13 protein-coding genes and 2 pseudogenes are annotated in these 16,689 nt (G+C 47.4%); 7 read left to right on the top strand and 8 right to left on the bottom strand.

Features of this window, described 5'->3' with window-relative positions:
* Nucleotides 1–81: 81 nt before the first annotated feature.
* Nucleotides 82–313 (top strand): annotated as a pseudogene (locus J9880_RS21970) (ISNCY family transposase); the annotation flags it as partial.
* A 17-nt stretch (nucleotides 314–330) separates the two neighbouring features.
* Here the strand turns inward: J9880_RS21970 and J9880_RS21965 are convergent.
* Nucleotides 331–1,065 carry a DUF2971 domain-containing protein gene (locus tag J9880_RS21965; RefSeq protein ID WP_001515315.1) on the bottom strand — a complete coding sequence of 245 codons (735 nt, stop codon included), beginning with the start codon at nucleotides 1,063–1,065 and terminating at the stop codon, nucleotides 331–333.
* Nucleotides 1,066–1,515: 450 nt separating this feature from the next.
* Between J9880_RS21965 and J9880_RS21960 the strand changes: the two genes are divergently transcribed.
* Together J9880_RS21960 and J9880_RS21955 are read left to right on the top strand one after the other, a co-directional pair.
* Complete coding sequence (locus J9880_RS21960; protein ID WP_001515316.1) at nucleotides 1,516–1,731, top strand: hypothetical protein; 216 nt, start codon at nucleotides 1,516–1,518, stop codon at nucleotides 1,729–1,731.
* A gap of 79 nt (nucleotides 1,732–1,810) precedes the next feature.
* Nucleotides 1,811–2,056, top strand: coding sequence for a hypothetical protein (locus J9880_RS21955; RefSeq protein ID WP_232770765.1), 246 nt, complete (start codon nucleotides 1,811–1,813; stop codon nucleotides 2,054–2,056).
* Between the two features lie 331 nt (nucleotides 2,057–2,387).
* Here J9880_RS21955 and J9880_RS21950 read toward each other — a convergent pair whose 3' ends face one another.
* The 5 genes and pseudogenes from J9880_RS21950 to asd form a co-directional block, all read right to left on the bottom strand.
* Nucleotides 2,388–3,761, bottom strand: coding sequence for a hypothetical protein (locus tag J9880_RS21950; protein WP_232770763.1), 1,374 nt, complete (start codon nucleotides 3,759–3,761; stop codon nucleotides 2,388–2,390).
* A 35-nt stretch (nucleotides 3,762–3,796) separates the two neighbouring features.
* A complete protein-coding gene (locus tag J9880_RS21945; protein WP_232770762.1) occupies nucleotides 3,797–4,849 on the bottom strand; it encodes a pPIWI-associating nuclease domain-containing protein in 1,053 nt (350 codons plus the stop codon).
* Between the two features lie 292 nt (nucleotides 4,850–5,141).
* Nucleotides 5,142–6,296: a UvrD-helicase domain-containing protein gene (locus J9880_RS21940; protein WP_232770760.1), complete on the bottom strand. Its 1,155-nt coding sequence runs from the start codon at nucleotides 6,294–6,296 to the stop codon at nucleotides 5,142–5,144.
* Nucleotides 6,289–7,947, bottom strand: coding sequence for an ATP-dependent nuclease (locus J9880_RS21935; protein WP_232770759.1), 1,659 nt, complete (start codon nucleotides 7,945–7,947; stop codon nucleotides 6,289–6,291). Before J9880_RS21935 ends, J9880_RS21940 begins: the two co-directional genes overlap by 8 nt.
* A gap of 375 nt (nucleotides 7,948–8,322) precedes the next feature.
* Nucleotides 8,323–9,441 (bottom strand): annotated as a pseudogene (asd, locus tag J9880_RS21930) (aspartate-semialdehyde dehydrogenase).
* Nucleotides 9,442–9,909: 468 nt separating this feature from the next.
* On the opposite strand from asd, the gene J9880_RS21925 reads away from it, so the two are divergent.
* From J9880_RS21925 to arsC, 3 genes are read left to right on the top strand one after another with little or no spacing between them, the layout of a single operon-like run.
* Entirely contained in the window at nucleotides 9,910–10,230 is a 321-nt protein-coding gene (locus tag J9880_RS21925) for a transcriptional regulator (RefSeq protein ID WP_195817782.1), read from the top strand.
* Nucleotides 10,231–10,266: 36 nt separating this feature from the next.
* Nucleotides 10,267–11,556, top strand: coding sequence for an arsenic transporter (locus tag J9880_RS21920; RefSeq protein WP_232770758.1), 1,290 nt, complete (start codon nucleotides 10,267–10,269; stop codon nucleotides 11,554–11,556).
* A 12-nt stretch (nucleotides 11,557–11,568) separates the two neighbouring features.
* Nucleotides 11,569–11,997, top strand: a complete 429-nt coding sequence (gene arsC, locus J9880_RS21915) for a glutaredoxin-dependent arsenate reductase (protein ID WP_095925716.1) — start codon at nucleotides 11,569–11,571, stop codon at nucleotides 11,995–11,997.
* Between the two features lie 75 nt (nucleotides 11,998–12,072).
* Here arsC and J9880_RS21910 read toward each other — a convergent pair whose 3' ends face one another.
* Together J9880_RS21910 and J9880_RS21905 are read right to left on the bottom strand one after the other, a co-directional pair.
* Nucleotides 12,073–13,161: an ABC transporter substrate-binding protein gene (locus J9880_RS21910; protein ID WP_232770907.1), complete on the bottom strand. Its 1,089-nt coding sequence runs from the start codon at nucleotides 13,159–13,161 to the stop codon at nucleotides 12,073–12,075.
* Between the two features lie 64 nt (nucleotides 13,162–13,225).
* Nucleotides 13,226–15,361 carry a TonB-dependent siderophore receptor gene (locus J9880_RS21905; protein ID WP_232770757.1) on the bottom strand — a complete coding sequence of 712 codons (2,136 nt, stop codon included), beginning with the start codon at nucleotides 15,359–15,361 and terminating at the stop codon, nucleotides 13,226–13,228.
* A 371-nt stretch (nucleotides 15,362–15,732) separates the two neighbouring features.
* On the opposite strand from J9880_RS21905, the gene J9880_RS21900 reads away from it, so the two are divergent.
* A complete protein-coding gene (locus J9880_RS21900) occupies nucleotides 15,733–16,626 on the top strand; it encodes a MurR/RpiR family transcriptional regulator (protein ID WP_119824377.1) in 894 nt (297 codons plus the stop codon).
* Nucleotides 16,627–16,689: the final 63 nt, after the last annotated feature.

The raw sequence follows: 16,689 nt of genomic DNA, 5'->3' as shown, positions 1-16,689 counted from the left end.
TAACCACATGTAGTCTTACTTTTTCCACGGTCAAATAAAGTCGAATTCAGGCTCGGACCAACTGACTAGACACTTATCCCCAACAATAAAAATGCAACCGGCGACGACGGGGATATCCAGTTTGGCCGTGCGATGCATGAACTGAACATTCAGACCATTTGTTCAGGAACCAGTGCAACGGGCGCACCTGATGCTTCAGGGCCGGCTGGTCAAGGAACTCAGGCTCCAGGGCATCAGCTCCATGGACGCTGCGAACGCATTTGTCGAAGAGTTCATGTACGATTACAACCGTCGTTTCGCAAAAACACCTCGCTAGATGTTTTTAAGTAGTTATATCTGTTGAAAATAAATTTCGAATCTATCGCTGTACAAATTGCCTTTGTAGTATTTAATATTTGAGTCAGCAATGATGCTTTTTACCAAATGAATATCTGACATGTCTGCCTTGCATCCGAAATAGACAGAAGTTAATGCTGCGGGCCATGGATGCAACGCATTACCTTGCTCAACTATATGCCTCCACTCCTGTTCGTATTCCCAATGTTTAGATTTTGAGTGTAATATTCTAATTTTATTGGATAACGTATCAACTTCATTTAAAATTGAATTCGCTTGTATCGAAGGGTAATTATCATTGTAATTCATAGGCTTGGTTTTTTTATCATCTGCTAAGGCTGTACTGAAGATGCGTTCAAACTCTAGGCACATACCTTTATGCTCAGAAGCATAATGCGACCACATCAGTAAGTTATTGTTACTGCTTGCTAATGAAAGAATACCTAACTTTTCTATACCGCTTTTAAAGCTCGCCAAAAGTACATTGAGGGAGCGTTTATTGTAAACCATCATATCAGACATATCTCCACCAAAAATCGCAGATAATTTTTGAGAGTCCCTTTCCTGTTCGAACACATGCTTCTTTCCTCTTACACTAAATTGGGTGTCAAAAGGATCATTAAATCCTGCCGGTTTTGAGTACCAGATTTTCTGCTGTGCAAGAGCACTCAATTGATTCTTACCGATAGGGCAGTATTTGAATAGAGATGTAATTTCAGGGTGTATCACTAGAGTTCCTATGATTTCTTCAATGTTAGCACTATTAATAATGCAACTTCAGCATCACAAATACTAGCGCTAACGTTTTGATTGTATTATAAATGTTTTTACCCGCACATAAAACAAATGCGTTCTAATTACACAGTTCAAACATACTAACAGAATTCATTTCCGCAATACTTTAATCCCCTTGAATTACACTAATAACTTCCGCTTCTGGCACAAAGCGAGCATTGATGACTGGCATACCTGGGCGGGACAAATGCAGTAATGGACAAAACCGTAATTCTGTCCAGTGAACCACTATTCTGTCCAGTGAACCACTCTTAAGGAAATCTTGACCAGACATAACCACTTCCATGCAGATCAGAGCCATTACAGCAAAATCTGCGCCACCCTGGACAGGCCGCACAATTTGCTCATAATGGTGAGCGCGAATCACAGGGAAAGGATGCAAAAATGTTATCAAGTATTGATTTTAAAGGACTAGGTGAGGCTGTTCTCTTCCATGCCGCTGTATTAATTATCGCCGCCGCTAGCCTGATTAGCGGCTTGCTGCACTATCAAAGCGGCATCGGTAAACTGCTCATACTGATTTCGTCGGTATTGGGCCTGTATCTGGTGATGGTTTTTAAATTTTACTGGAACCCACCTTGGAATTTCTGGGACAGATAGTTCCGGCCCTCTCAGCGTTGACCTTCTCCACCCTCTGGACAGACAGCCCATTCTGTCCAACAACATAAGGACATGTGCATTGGAATATAAAGTATTAGCCGTCGCATGCATGATTTTCATCATGGCTATATGGATGCTGCTTCACGGAATCAGGGGTTATCAGGCCGGTTTGATTATAGAAACACGGAAAGGCACCTCGGAGAAAGACTACTATTATCGTGGCGATATCGGATTTTATGTAAATGTGTTCTTCTACATCGCTGGCGGGACATTTGCAGTAGGATTCTCTGCCTGGCTAATGATGACAGGGTTAGGCTACTGGTGATCCGCCTTTAACTCCCCGCGCACCTGGACAGACAGCCATTTCTGACCAAGAAGTAACTGACTGGCAGCTTTGAGCGAGGAGCGGACGCTGCCCGACAGACCTGATGTGCAACTGAGCCGGTTACTTACGCTACAGGCGCAGCACGTTTACTACCACGAGCAGACTTGCAACCACGTCCGCGAATACGGCCATTCATATGGGGTCAGTCCATAAATGACTCTGAGGTGTCTGTTAAACCCGTGGCGATTCAAATTACCCCCTTCATTATTAGCTTTAACTCTTGTCAATTTTCTTCTTTCGAGAATATCCTTGCACCAAACAATCACAACTTTTACTTGCCTTTGAGTTTGTCAGCGATATATGGAACAATACGAAACTCGGTTTCTGATGCAAGCACTTGGTTTTTCCATTGGGTCTTACAGATGATCTCTCCATTGTGTTCAAACCAATGTGTTGCCCCTGGTAGGAAATCATGGGACATCGGATAAGCAGCATTGGGGTTATGAAATACTTCAAGTTCAAAACACCAAAATTCTTTGCCGCCGCAAAGATTAGTATATTCAGGCGATTGAATATCTAGGTCGAAGTCAATTGATTCCAAGGCCCCTTCAGTCCTATCAAATAAAATTCCAATTCTGCGGGCTTTCACAGTTGGTGAGGTAAATTCAGCTTGGATTGCCATTCGTTGGAATTTTGGCAATGTTCCAGAATTACTAAACAAGATAGCAGATAAATTTGCCATCTCTGGATCGTTAAATAGTCCTGCCTGAATATGCTCATGTCCTATAAGCCGTTCAATAGATAATGCAGCAGCCTTCATACCTTTGGACGTTTTGACTGTATGTGCGGTTTGCCCATACAGATAGGTTGGGAGTGACTCGCGAGACCAGACCATAGAACCTCCACCGCTAAAATCTGCTATTGCGATTGCAAATGGCAACCCTTTAACTTGCGGTAGTTCTTCATATTCTCTCTGGAGTTTAGACCTGAGGGTCTTAGCGAACCGTGCGGCCATATCACCTGCTGTGCGAGCTAATCGATCTCCAGGGGGGAATTGTGTTTGAGGCAACTTCAGGCTGCCCGGACCAGTAGGATTCGCGGTGACTGCCTCAACATATGCTTTATTATTACCGCACATAAGCATAAAATCCGGAGATGGGTAATCTTGGAAAAATTTAATCCCTTGTTCTTTAAAACATGCGAAAAGGTATAGCTCCCAGATTCTAGAGTTGAAACCTTGGGTCTGGAGATCGGTTATGAAATTATCATCAGGTTTTGGTAATGCCAGATAGAGCTCGGCAATTAAATGAAACGCCCCTCGATACTTTATCGTGGACGATAATTGTATAAACGCATCACAAATATCCCGCTCACCAACCTGATCCAGTCGGGCTCTACGTGATTGTCCAGATGGAATGGGTAATAAATCATCTCCGACTGAAAGGTGCTTATCAAGATGCGCTAATGCCTCCTGCTCTGTAAAAAACATCTTATGCTCGATAGGTACCAGCACGTAATCTTCTCGTCGCCTGAGCACGACAAGTCCATATGATTTTTTGCTGAATTGAAGGACTGCACCATATCCAAGCCCTTTTTCATTTGACCAAGCGGAAAGGAATTCTGCATTACCATAATTAGGCCCATGTGGTAATGACATTGCAAATATCTTAAATGCTTCAGCAGGCATTTTTTGTAAACTATACATCTTATTCGACACCTCCGCTCTTTCCATGAACAACCCTAAAACTCAGTTAAATCGAAGCGTCCTTGATTTAGAGGGAATATTTCTGGTACGACCGATTCTGATATATTTTCACTTTCATGAATGTCTAACGCTACTACTGTACTAAGCTCAGGAAACAATCTTCTCTTTGTTTTTGGTTTGATATTTATATGTGAGATGTTCTCCAAAAAGCTTCTGGTTGTATGAATCGTGTCATATTGAGCGGACCCTTCGCCATCGTCATACCATGAGCCTGTATCCACTACTACAGTGTTAATTAATGGTGCTATCACATTGAAATTATCAGTGCGAATAGAGACAGCGAACTTGAAGGGATATGAATCTTCCTGTGCGAAGTAATCCTCTCCACGCCCATATTGCCTAGTAATTTCCACTGTTCCGCGTACCAAAAGATAAATATAATCTTCTTCAAGATTCAGCAACTCAACAGATTCAACATTGCACCAATTAACAGCTGTCTGTGAAGATAATATATCCAGTTCGTCAGGAATATTATTCATCGTGATATCAGTAACTTCATTCTGAACTTCCTCGATTATTGATTCGGTAATAACACGCTCAAGTTCATCGAAGGTATCAAATATTTTGTTACACAGCTCGATTAGCAGTTTAGCACTCTCAAAAAACTGCTTAGGATTACTATCAAATGAATGTTCGCTAACATGGGTGTAATCGTTTAACGAAGAATAGTTTTTATTAAACCATGCTATACCATCATCTAGGCTTTCGATAGCTGCGTCATCAAGAAGTTGATCGGGTATATGCTTCTGGGCAATGTATTTAGCTTGCTGTTTACGGGTGACGGTGGCGTTATTTTTGTTTTTAGTGAACCATGGAGACGCCATAACTCTGTCATTTGGTGCCAATCGTTTCAGCACATGATTTATTAGCTCACGTATTGCAAATGCAAAGTTGTTGAAGCGCAGAGGATTGCCATGAGAACAATAGTTGCGAAGACTGGCATGTAAGAGTTCATACTCAAAGTCAGTTTCTAGGTGCTCTTGAAACTCTTTAATAAAATCCATTTCAAGCATTTTTTTTAGTTTCATACAAGTACCTAAGTATCAATTGTTTGTGGGCTTAATAGCCCGCCTTTATGTGACAGAATGCGCTTGTACGTTGAACAGTAGTAGACTAATAAAAATGCACGGTCACTTAGATTAAGCAATCTAATCAAGAATGTCGGACTTTAAAAGTAATAGTTTCCCATATCTGGATCTAATCACCACATTATGCACTATGGCTAACGTCCGCTCCTGGCACGAAGCGGCCGAACTAACTGAGCAGAAGGTTCGCTGTGAGCGACAAGCGGAAGTTAAATGGTTAGACGTTAGCATCGACTTACACAGGTCTAACCCAATGCGGCAGCTTAATATTTGTAAGATGCTCTTCCTCAACGACAAACGCCAGGCTGTAACGAGCTCGGGTTATGGCCACGTACAGCTTGTTTCTTGACTCCTCCGTTTTATCTTTGTCGAAAACCCTGAGGTCGCCACCTAGATACTTGAGATGTTTCTCCGGTGAAATAATCAGGACACGATCGAAACCGAGACCTTTACTGGAACCGAAGGTGTGACAGCCCAGACCAGGCGGCAAATAGGCTCTACCCATGGACGATGACCATCGCAAAACCTGAGGTTTGAACGTAGCGAGATAATCGCTCACCTGTGAAGACTTGATGACGAACGCACCGTAGTGATGGGCCACCTCATCAGGAACATTTTCCACCTCTGACAGTGTCTTTTCATAGAGACCGGGATGAATCGTATCGGACAGATCACAGATTTTTTGAATGCATCTACGGTTTCTCGGCAGCGAACGCTGCTCAAAATTTATCTTCTGAAAATATTGGATCTTTTGCGCAGGAGTATGCGGTGCCTTATGACCGAACGTAGTCGTGTAAATCGTTTGACGGAAATCGCCGACACAGCAAATCGAGTCAGACATTATCTTACTTAGCGCTTTGATAACATCGTAATCCCAACCAACTAAATCCTGAACCTCATCGAAAAAGACCCGATAATAGATATCTTTCAACCTCTTGGCTGGTGCATTCTTTGTCATGCTGGCGATCCTAGTAGCCAGCTTAGCTAGTAGGCCGGTGTATGCTTTTGTCTTGCAAGGGGTCAGATAATGGAGTGGGTTTAACGTGCCACCAATTTTCTCTCCCCTATTGGGATACCAATTCTTCGTACCCGGCATCAGATGAGGGTTATGCTCTGTGAACGCTATAGTGGTAATGCGCTCAGGGAACACGACATTTTGGTAGGGTCTTACTAAGTCTTCCAGATAAAAGGAAAACAAGCCTTTGACGACAAAATCATCACTGCTTTTGCCATATAGCTCCACGAAACGAGAACGGAGCTCGGCTTGGTTGTTCGTCGTGTAGGTAACTACCAATACACGGCCACCCGCCTCTATCACCTTAATGGCATCCTGGATGATTTTATAGGTTTTGCCTGATCCTGCACCGGCGATCCAGAATTCATTAGCCAAAGTTGAACACCTCATCGAGGAAGGCCGGATACTTGAAATCTAGGTTCCCATCAAACAGCTTGATAGCCGAATCGACTTTGCGAGCGCCCTTACCGTTTCCCTTAACGCTTCGGAACCACTCGATAAGAAATTCGCGCCGTTTGTTCAAGTCGGCAAACTTCGAGTAGAGGTTGTAGGTCTGCTTGGATAACACCTCCTCAGCGAAAGCATTCAACGTTTTTAGGTCAATTGCATTGGCATAAATCATCGCGGGCTCAAGCGAAAACTCCTCATCATTCTCAGAGGAGATGAGCTTGATATTGGGATAGGCCGCATAGGTGTCACGGGCCTTCGCGACGTTCTCATCATAGGCTCCATCGTTATCCCGGAGCACGTTGATACTGGTACCGATCTCCATGCCCACAGAGATGAAAGTATCGAACCCGACTCCGCGCACCACAATGATATCGATTCCATCCTGCTCAGGCAGTCGGCCGTGTTTGCGGTGGTAGATCTTCTTGAGTACCAGCTCGTCCGACGGTCCCTCTACCAAGATCACATTACGCGACAATGCTACACGCAAGGTATCATAGCCCGGCAATCGCTTAAGGGTTTTGACGACTGCAGGATCAAGCTGATGAAGGCGCTTATATCCCGACTGGACAAGGCAGATTTTATCAATGCTCAGCTTGTTGAGCACATACGAGCTGTGAGTTGTAAGGAAGAGCTGCTTGGTGCCCCGTTGCATCTCGATGTAGTGCACCAGCTTATTAAGGTTGGTGTGCGAAAGGTGGTTTTCGGGCTCCTCCATCATCACCAAATCGATATCCTTCGATTTGTTCTGAATTGCGAGTTTGATCTGCACATTACTCTGTTCACCCTTGCCGATGAACTGGAAAGGTACGTCATCTACCTCAAGTTGAAGACTGGTTTGAATAGATCCGGCAGGTAAGGTACTTGCGGCAATGGAGAGTTTTTTGTCTGTGATCAAGTGGTCTGTATCTAGGCCAGTGTTAACCATCTTGACCTCACCCGAGTTGTTGAACACCTGCTGATTCTCGCGATAATTGAGAGTCAGCTTAACCAGTTCCTCTTTGTTCAACGCAGTGTTTAGGATGGTCGAGATGTACTGATTCTTGCCCAAAGTCGGGTGGATGCGTGTTGGGTCGATGTACAACGACCTGAATTTCTTGGCTACAGCCTTAATGGGGTTCCATCCGAAATCTAACCACTCCAGCTTGTAGAACTCGATCGGAATGCTCGTAATGTTAGGGTTTGTCTTCAGGTAGTCGACATACACGTCCTCAAGCGTAGCATCGAAGCGCACTTGTACCGTGATCCCCTGAGCATCGACTTTCAAGAAGTTGTTCACCCCTCGATATTCTGGCACTCCATCGATGAATGCCTCGATCGTCAAGCTAGGCAGATGCTTGGCTGACTTGTCTGAAGCCAAGAATTGCTGGACTGCATCCTTATTGAAAATGTCAGGTGTTAACTCGGTGTTGAAGGGACGGCCACGATAGTTGTAATTGAGAACCATCTCCAAGGCTTCCAGAATTGTACTTTTACCAGCGTTGTTATCACCTACAAAGATATTTACGTCATCGTTGAACTCAAGATGTTCATCTTTGAATTTCTTGAAATTGGTAAGCTTAATCGATTTAACGCGCACTCTAATTCCCTCAAGATACTGTCAAATAAAAGCTAAATGATCCCCTTAAAGACATTACCTCGCCGATCCACCTGTGTCTACATGCAGGCGGGATGTCACCTTAATTCCTGCAGGCACTCAAGTGGTCGACATAAATAGGACAAAATATGAGCAACTTAAAGTCTGCTTCTGGCTGTGAGTTCAATATATAGACATTTCTAACGAGCCAGTGATTAGACATTTCTGTTGAGCCTTGACAGCAATTGTAGAGGCTAAGTTGTAATGTCCGCTCCCCAGAAACTCTGGCGCGTAATTGAGGAAACGACAGGCTGGTTCACAATTCGGTAGATTTATCTAATCGGCCCGAAATTTAATTCGGGCCCGTTATAAAATGAATCAAACTCTGCCAAGAAGAATATTCAACATGCGACGCAGAGGTTCCGCCGCTCCCCACAATAGCTGATCGCCTACTGTCAGAACCGAATAGATAGGCTCATTGTTGAGCGCCATTTTCTTGTAGCGACCGATACCTACCTGGAGAGAACCGCTAATGTATGCGGGGGTCAATTTACTGACACTCTCTTCCTTGTTATTTGCCACATAGCTAACCCAGGGGTGGGAATGCGTAACTAGCTCTGCAAATTCTGCTTCACTGACTTCACGTTTGAGCTTCAGGGTAATTGCAGCACTATGGCATCGGATCACGCCGACCCGTATACATAAACCATTTACCGGGATCGTACCGGGATAAAGACCAAGAATTTTGTTCGTTTCTGCCTCACCTTTCCATTCTTCGCGACTATTCCCATCCCCTAAATCGCTGTCAATCCATGGAATGATGCTTCCCATTAAAGGCGCACCGAAATTCTGAATTGGCATGTCAGCACTGTTAATTAGCTCACTCACTTTATTGACTAAAGGAAGCACTGAACCTGATGATGCCAGTTCATCGGTGGATAAATGTTTACTTATTTAAGCGCTTTGAGCGATTAATTCCCGAACATATTTAGCACCCGCACCGGATGCAGACTGATAGGTCATCACACTCATCCATTCGATCAGGTTAGCCTTTATCAGCCCGGCCAGCCCCATAAGACTTAGCGTTATCGAACAGTTGCCACCGACAAAAAGTTTAATTCCCTCTTTCACTGCGCGGTCAATATTTGTGCGGTTGACGGGATCGAGAATAATGCAGGCTTTTTCATCCATCCGCAGCGCTGAGGCCGCGTCAATCCAGTAGCCTTCCCAGCCATGGTTAATCAAAGCAGGATATATTGCTTTGGTAAAATCCCCGCCCTGACAGGTTATGATGATGTCCATTTCGGCCAGGGCGCTAATGGAATTAGCATCTTTGAGTGTATAGCTGACGCCATCAATCACAGGACCGGCGGACCCTGCACTGGAAGTGCTGTAAAAATGCGCAGAAATATCGTCAAAGTCGCTCTCTTCGGCCATACGCTGTAGCAAAACAGAACCTACCATTCCTCGCCAACCAACAATGCCAACTTGCTTCATTTGCTTAACCTTTACAACGTTATGAGAATGTTAATTATTTTCGAAGCACGTTATATCTCATCCCTAAATAAAGGTCATTACCAATCGCATCACATTCGGTCATTATTAAAATGTTTCATATGGTTATCAGCATTTCTTATCCATTCCACAGACAAAAAACAAATCAACTTATTGATTTAAAATCATAATATTCTACATGTAGTATTGCGCGGCTCCAGCACTCAAAGGTGAGAAGAAGCGAAAATGGAGTTGGATGCATGTCTCTCAAACGTCCGCTTTTGGCTGTAAGTACAACCGATGGATGCAACACAATGGGGACGTTTAATTTTGCCCCACCACGGACACTTCTACTTAACCTTGACAGATATTGTAACGGCTAAGTTCCTGATGGCTTTCTTGTAAGCTTTGCTTTAAAAGCCTTCACATATGAAATATCATATGTATTGTTATTTTTTATCGGGGTCACGCATGTTACAACCTGTTCAGCTTTTTAAACTGCTCGCCGACGAAACGCGTTCGACTATTGTGCTGCTCCTCAGGGAGTCTGGTGAAATGTGCGTCTGTGACATCTGTGGTGCAACAGCAGAGTCTCAGCCCAAAATTTCACGCCACATGGCGCTCTTACGTGAAGCCGGGTTGGTCATCGACCGCCGCGAAGGAAAATGGGTGCATTACCGACTGTCACCACATATGCCCGCCTGGGCTGCGGATATTATTGATACAGCCTGGAACTGTGAGCGCGACAATATACGCAATAAGCTCAGTAGCGCGGCATCAGTCTCCTGCTGAATATATATGATTAAATGAATGTGAATGGAGCTTCTGATGTTACTTGCTGGTGCTATCTTTTTATTCACGCTCATCCTGGTTATCTGGCAACCCAGAGGGCTGGGGATTGGCTGGAGTGCCTCATCAGGCGCAATTCTGGCTTTGCTGACGGGTGTCGTTCATCTCGGGGATATTCCGGTGGTCTGGCAGATTGTGTGGAATGCAACCGCCACCTTTATTGCCGTGATCATCATCAGTCTTCTGCTCGATGAATCCGGCTTCTTTGAATGGGCCGCATTGCATGTTGCCCGTTGGGGAAATGGCCGGGGCCGGCTGCTATTTACCTGGATTGTTCTGCTTGGCGCGATGGTCGCGGCACTTTTTGCCAACGATGGTGCCGCACTGATCCTGACGCCTATCGTTATTGCAATGCTGCTTGCGCTGGGATTCAGCCGGGGGGCAACATTAGCGTTTGTCATGGCCGCAGGGTTTATCGCCGATACAGCCAGCCTGCCGCTGATTGTCTCGAATCTGGTGAACATCGTCTCGGCAGATTTCTTTAAGCTTGGTTTTTCTGAATATGCAGCGGTGATGTTCCCCGTTAATATTGCGGCCATTGTGGCTACGCTGGTGATGCTGCATTTGTTTTTCCGCAAAGACATTCCCGCCGTTTATGACGTTTCCCTGCTGAAAGAACCGAAAGACGCCATTCGTGATGTGAATACCTTTAAAACCGGCTGGCTGGTTCTGGTGTTGCTTTTGGTGGGGTTCTTCGGACTGGAGCCGCTGGGCGTACCGGTCAGTCTGGTTGCGGCCGCGGGTGCCCTGCTGCTGTTTGCTGTGGCGAAGAAAGGTCATGCCATAAACACAGGCAAGGTGTTACGTGGTGCGCCCTGGCAAATCGTTATCTTCTCGCTGGGTATGTATCTGGTGGTCTACGGATTACGAAATGCCGGACTGACCGACTCTCTGTCTTCCTTGCTGAATCAACTGGCTGAGCAAGGATTGTGGGCAGCAACGCTGGGTACCGGCTTCCTGACAGCATTCCTCTCTTCTGTCATGAATAATATGCCGACTGTGCTGGTCGGGGCGCTGTCGATTGATGGCAGTACTGCAACCGGTATTATTAAAAAAGCAATGATTTATGCCAACGTCATCGGCAGTGATCTGGGACCTAAAATTACTCCTATCGGCAGTCTGGCAACCTTGCTGTGGCTGCACGTTCTGTCGCAAAAAAATATCAAAATAACCTGGGGATATTACTTCCGGGTTGGCATTGTCATGACAATACCCGTGCTGTTTGTCACGCTGGCAGCACTGGCGCTTCGTCTGTCTTTCACTTTGTAATGAGATACTGATATGAGCAACATTACCATTTACCACAACCCGGCCTGCGGTACGTCACGTAATACCCTTGAAATGATCCGCAACAGCGGGACTGAGCCCACGATTATTCTGTATCTGGAAACACCGCCATCCCGCGAGGAACTTATAAAGCTGATTGCAGATATGGGGATCACTGTTCGGGCTCTGTTACGCAAAAATGTCGAACCTTATGAGCAATTAGGGTTGGCAAACGATTCTTTCAGTGATGACCAATTGCTTGATTTGATGTTGCAACATCCTGTTCTCATTAACCGGCCAATTGTCGTTACCCCTCTGGGCACCCGATTATGCAGACCTTCAGAGGTAGTTCTGGATATTTTGACTAATGTGCAACGCGGTGCGTTCACCAAAGAAGATGGTGAACGCGTTGTTGATGAACACGGTAAGCCGCTGAAACAATAACTACCTATCCTTGACAGAATTTTTAGTCGCTAAATTTAAATGCCCCACGGAGATGCACACCTTTGCCAGACCTGTTTATGGCGTACTTCCTCCGGTAGCCATAAACGTACCGCTATAAGGTATCGGCAGATAATCATGGAAAATCTGTTTCAGGGTGTCTTCCGGTTCGATATCCGCAAACAAATCGGGGTAAAGGGTTTTGGCCATAAACTCTGTCGCCGCAACATGCCACGGGCTGAGATAGAAATTCTGCCATAAAATGCCGGTGCGGCCATGATGTAACGCTTTCAGTTCACGCAGTCCGTTTTGTCTGGCGGTTAACTCACGCAGGCTTTGCAGCGCCATGTCGGGCGTGATGGCCGGGCCGAGTTTCAAATCATTCTGATCCTCAGCCGCGCCCGCGCCGGTGGCGATATATACCTCGGGCTGCGCCATGATCACCATTTCCTCATTCAGCCTTCCGAAAACACCCTGCACCGTTTTGCTGGCGATGTTATCTCCTCCGGCAAAGCTCAGCAGTTCGCCCAGACTTCCCTTCACCGCCGTCACGCAGCATTCATTGCGGCGCCCCAGATGTAACTGAAGCAGCACCGTCGGCTTTGGCCCCCGGTACGCGGCAAGGCGATCATGAATGACCTGCATATGTGCATCATAAAACTGATTGAAAGCCTGCGCCCGCGCGGTCTGGTTAAGCACTTCACCGAGGATAGCCACACTGCGCGTGGTGTTTTTCAGCAGATGAACACGCAGATCAATTTTCACCACCGGAATATGCGCGGCGTCGAGCATCGCTTTCAGCCGTAAATCGGCATCGTCGTAGCGCGCAAGGCTCGGCAGAATGACCAGATCCGGTTTGAGCGCCAGCACCTTCTCCGGATTCATATCATTTGTTCCGCCCAGCCCCAGCGACGGGATCGCCAGCATATCAGGGAATTTCTGCGCAAATATCTGCCAAATCTGGCTGTCGTATTTCTTCAGATCGAGCGGCCAGCCGACAATCCGCCGGACAGGATCGCCCGGCTCCAGCATTGCCAGTGTGTAGAGCATGCGGCTTTCGCCCAGCACGATGCGCTGCGGATTATCAGGAATATCAACCTGATTGCCGTCGATATCGGTAACCGTCCGCGCCTGCGCGTTCAGGCTCAACAGCACCAGAAACAGCATCAGCAGCACACCCCTTACCGCGTTCAGCCTGCATCCATGACGCAGGCCGGAAATACGTTTCAGATTAGAATTCAACACTTGCCTGTACCATCAGATTACGGGTTTCACCTTCACGCACGCGCAGATTGCCGCCGCTTGAGGTGTAATAGTGTTTGTTAAACAGGTTATTCAGGTTCAGTTTCAGCTGCGTTTTTTCACCGAACAGGCGGTTATTCCACGCCACGAAGCTGTCGGCCACGACATAATCCGGCAGGGTAAAACTGTTCTCCGGATCCCCTGCCCGCGTGCCGATATACCGTGCTCCCCCGCCGATACGGAAATCTCCCGGCAGGCCGTTAACGGTCAGGTTATGACTCAGATAAAGCGCACCGGAATGGCGCGGCGCGTTTTGCAGGCGGTTACCGTTATTGGCGGAATTCACACCGTCATCGACAATTTCTGCTTTGTCATAGCTGTAATTCGCGCTGACATCCCAGTCGGGCAGGATCTCGCCGTTGAGTTCGAATTCAGCACCGCTGGAGCGCGCTTTATCAATGGCTCGGGTTTCACCGTTAATGCTGAGCGACATATCCCGCTCATCAATGCGATACAGCGCCACACTGGCAAACATACGCGGCGTGATCTGCCATTTGCTGCCCACTTCCCAGGTGGTGCCCTGCTCCGGATTGCCGACGTTACCGTCATCATCGACATCGGTGGACGGCGTAAAGGATTTACTGACGCTGCTGTACAGCGAGACATCAGGCGTAACTTTATAGATCAGACCGGCCTGAGGCAGAAACTTATTGCCTTCGGAATCCATGGTCTGAACGACCGGATCAAACCCTTTTGAAGCACGTTGCTCATAATGCTGATAACGCCCCCCGACGACGGCGATCCAGTCGGAGGTCAGTGAGATGCTGTCTTTGGCATACACCGAACGGCTGTGAATACGGTTGAGGTTATTGCCGTTGGCGGTATTTTCCGTGCTGCTGTCCACCACCGGCGAGAGAATGTCATATTGCGGATTATTGTAGTTAAAGCTGCTGTCCGACTTCCCCTGATACTGATGGGCGCGATAGGTCTGGTTCATCTCATAATCGGTGCCGAGCACGATATCGTGATTCATGCCCAGAATGTCCTGCGACCCCAGCAGATCCCAGGATACATATTTGGTTTTATGATTAAAGCCCCGGTTGGCATCCGCGCGACGCGTCACAGCGCCGGTGGTGGTGTTCACTGCCGTCACCCGCACTTCATCATTGTTGTAACGACGCTGATTCCAGCCCAGCGTGAGACGGGTGCTCCAGTCGTCGCTGAACTGCCAGTCATAATGCGCGTTGAGCGTTTTATTATGACCCCATGCGCGGTTGGACTTGTCATCCAGGCGGTCTTTATAGCCGATATCGATCGGTTTGCCGTTAATAAAGGCAGTGCCGCGATCATAAGGAATGTCGTAGCGGTAATCTGAATAGCTGATCAGGAAGCTGGCTTTTTCGCCATACCATTGCAGGGACGGCGAAATTAACGTGTGTTTGTCACTGCCGAAATTGCGCCAGTAATCCTGATCCTGTTTTTCGGCGATCATACGGAATGCAAATCCATTCCCCAGCGGACCGGTCACGTCCAGGGTCCCTGCTCCGCCGCCTTCACTGGCGTAGCGCCCGCTGACTTTGGTGTGCCAGTCGTATTGCGGCTTTTTGCTGACCAGATTGATCACGCCGCCGGGGTTCTGGATGCCGTACAGCAGCGAGGCGGACCCTTTCAGCACTTCCACCCGTTCAGTCGTGGCATCGAAATTCAGCCCCTGACTGCTGCGCACGCCGTCGCGATAAATGGAACCGTCAGAGTTGGAACCAAAACCGCGACGGACAAAGCCATCTTCCGTGCCTGCCAGCGTGTTGCCTTCGCTGACACCGCTGACAAAGCGCATCGCGTCTGAAAGGCTGGTGGCCTGATAATCGTCCAGCTGTTGTTGGGTCACGACGCTGACCGACTGCGCTTCGTTAAGCCGCGGTGTCGGGGTTTTACTGGCGACTGAACTGGTGCCTGCGCTGTATCCCTGATCGTTTTGTTCCTGTTCCTGCCCGGTAATGGTCAGAGTATCGCCATCCCCGGCGGAATACCCGGTCTTCGGCGACAGCATCGCCACACCACAGAGAACCGCAAGTATCGCCGGATGGTGTTTTCTTTTAAAAGCCAACTGCCTGTTATTATTCATTTCATTCGACCTGGTGTGAAATATGACATCTTTTGCAGTGAAGAACATCTGGCGACTGTCTCGCGCCTTAATGCAATTGATTATCATTCCAACACGCAAGCATGTAGTAGTAAATCATATCTTCATGATTTTCACTACACGACAGCCGGACGGACCTTGCCAAAATCACACAGCCCACCAAATAATTACCTATTCATTTTTAATGAGATATACCGAAAACCCTTCCATTACCTTTCAAGCTTCGCCTGAATAACCCTGCAAAATGAATTTTTTCTTCCCGAAAAACACTACATTGCTAATATAGCCAACAACATAAATCCGTTAATTTCTCCCGGTTAAATGCTTAACACGCAAAGGAGCAAGATCATTCAATGGCTGCCATTCCACTTAAAAAGCGTATTGATGTTTTTGGGGAACGCTATCGTGCGCGGATATCCACCCTGCCGCCCGGCTTACAAACCGTCGCGTCCTACATTCAGAACAACCGTGAATCAGCACTGGACGCGACCGCGATGGAAATCGCCGCCGCCACGGAGGTCTCCGACGCCACCGTCATCCGCGCCGTTCAGGCATTGGGTTTTGCCGGTTTACGTGACATGAAAAAAACGCTGGAAGCCTGGTTTGGTACGGCGGTCAATTCGGAAGAGAAGATGATCACCACCGTCAGCGAACTGGCCTGTGATATCGATTCCGGGATCAATTTCGTGCTCGACGGGCATAAACGCGCCTGCGATGCGTTATCGGAGCCACACAACCGGCAGGCCATTTCTCAGGCCGTGGCTTTGCTGATAGGCGCGCGGCAGGTGGCGCTGTTTGGCCTGAATGCGTCGGGTATTCTTGCCGATTACAGCGCCCGCCTTTTTAGCCGGATTGGCATCCCTTCCCTGTCACTTAACCGTTCCGGGATTGCGCTGGCCGAACAACTGATCTGCCTGCAACGGGGGGATGTGCTGATTATGATGGCGCAAAAAAGCGCCCATCGGGAGGGAAAAACCACCCTGCTGGAGGCGAAGCGTCTGGGTATTCCGGTCATTTTGCTGACCAATGCGCCTGACTCCTATTTTGCCAAAGAAGCCGCGCTGGTCATCAATGTGCCACGCGGAGGAGAAAACGGCAGGATGCCGCTGCATGGCACGGTTCTGGTTTGTCTGGAAATGCTGATCCTCTCCGTGGCGTCCGCCACCGCATCGCGCACCATGAAAACCATGAAACGTATTCAGGATTTGAATCAGTCTCTGAAACATGCCGGTAAATTGGGGAAATAGCCTGGGGATATAAAGAAGGCCGGTCATCAGACCGGCCTTCGTGTGACTCATTTGTCTAAACGC

Source organism: Rahnella victoriana (assembly GCF_021276285.1).
Classification (GTDB): Bacteria; Pseudomonadota; Gammaproteobacteria; order Enterobacterales; family Enterobacteriaceae; genus Rahnella; species Rahnella victoriana.
This window is presented reverse-complemented; position numbering and strand designations above follow the sequence as displayed.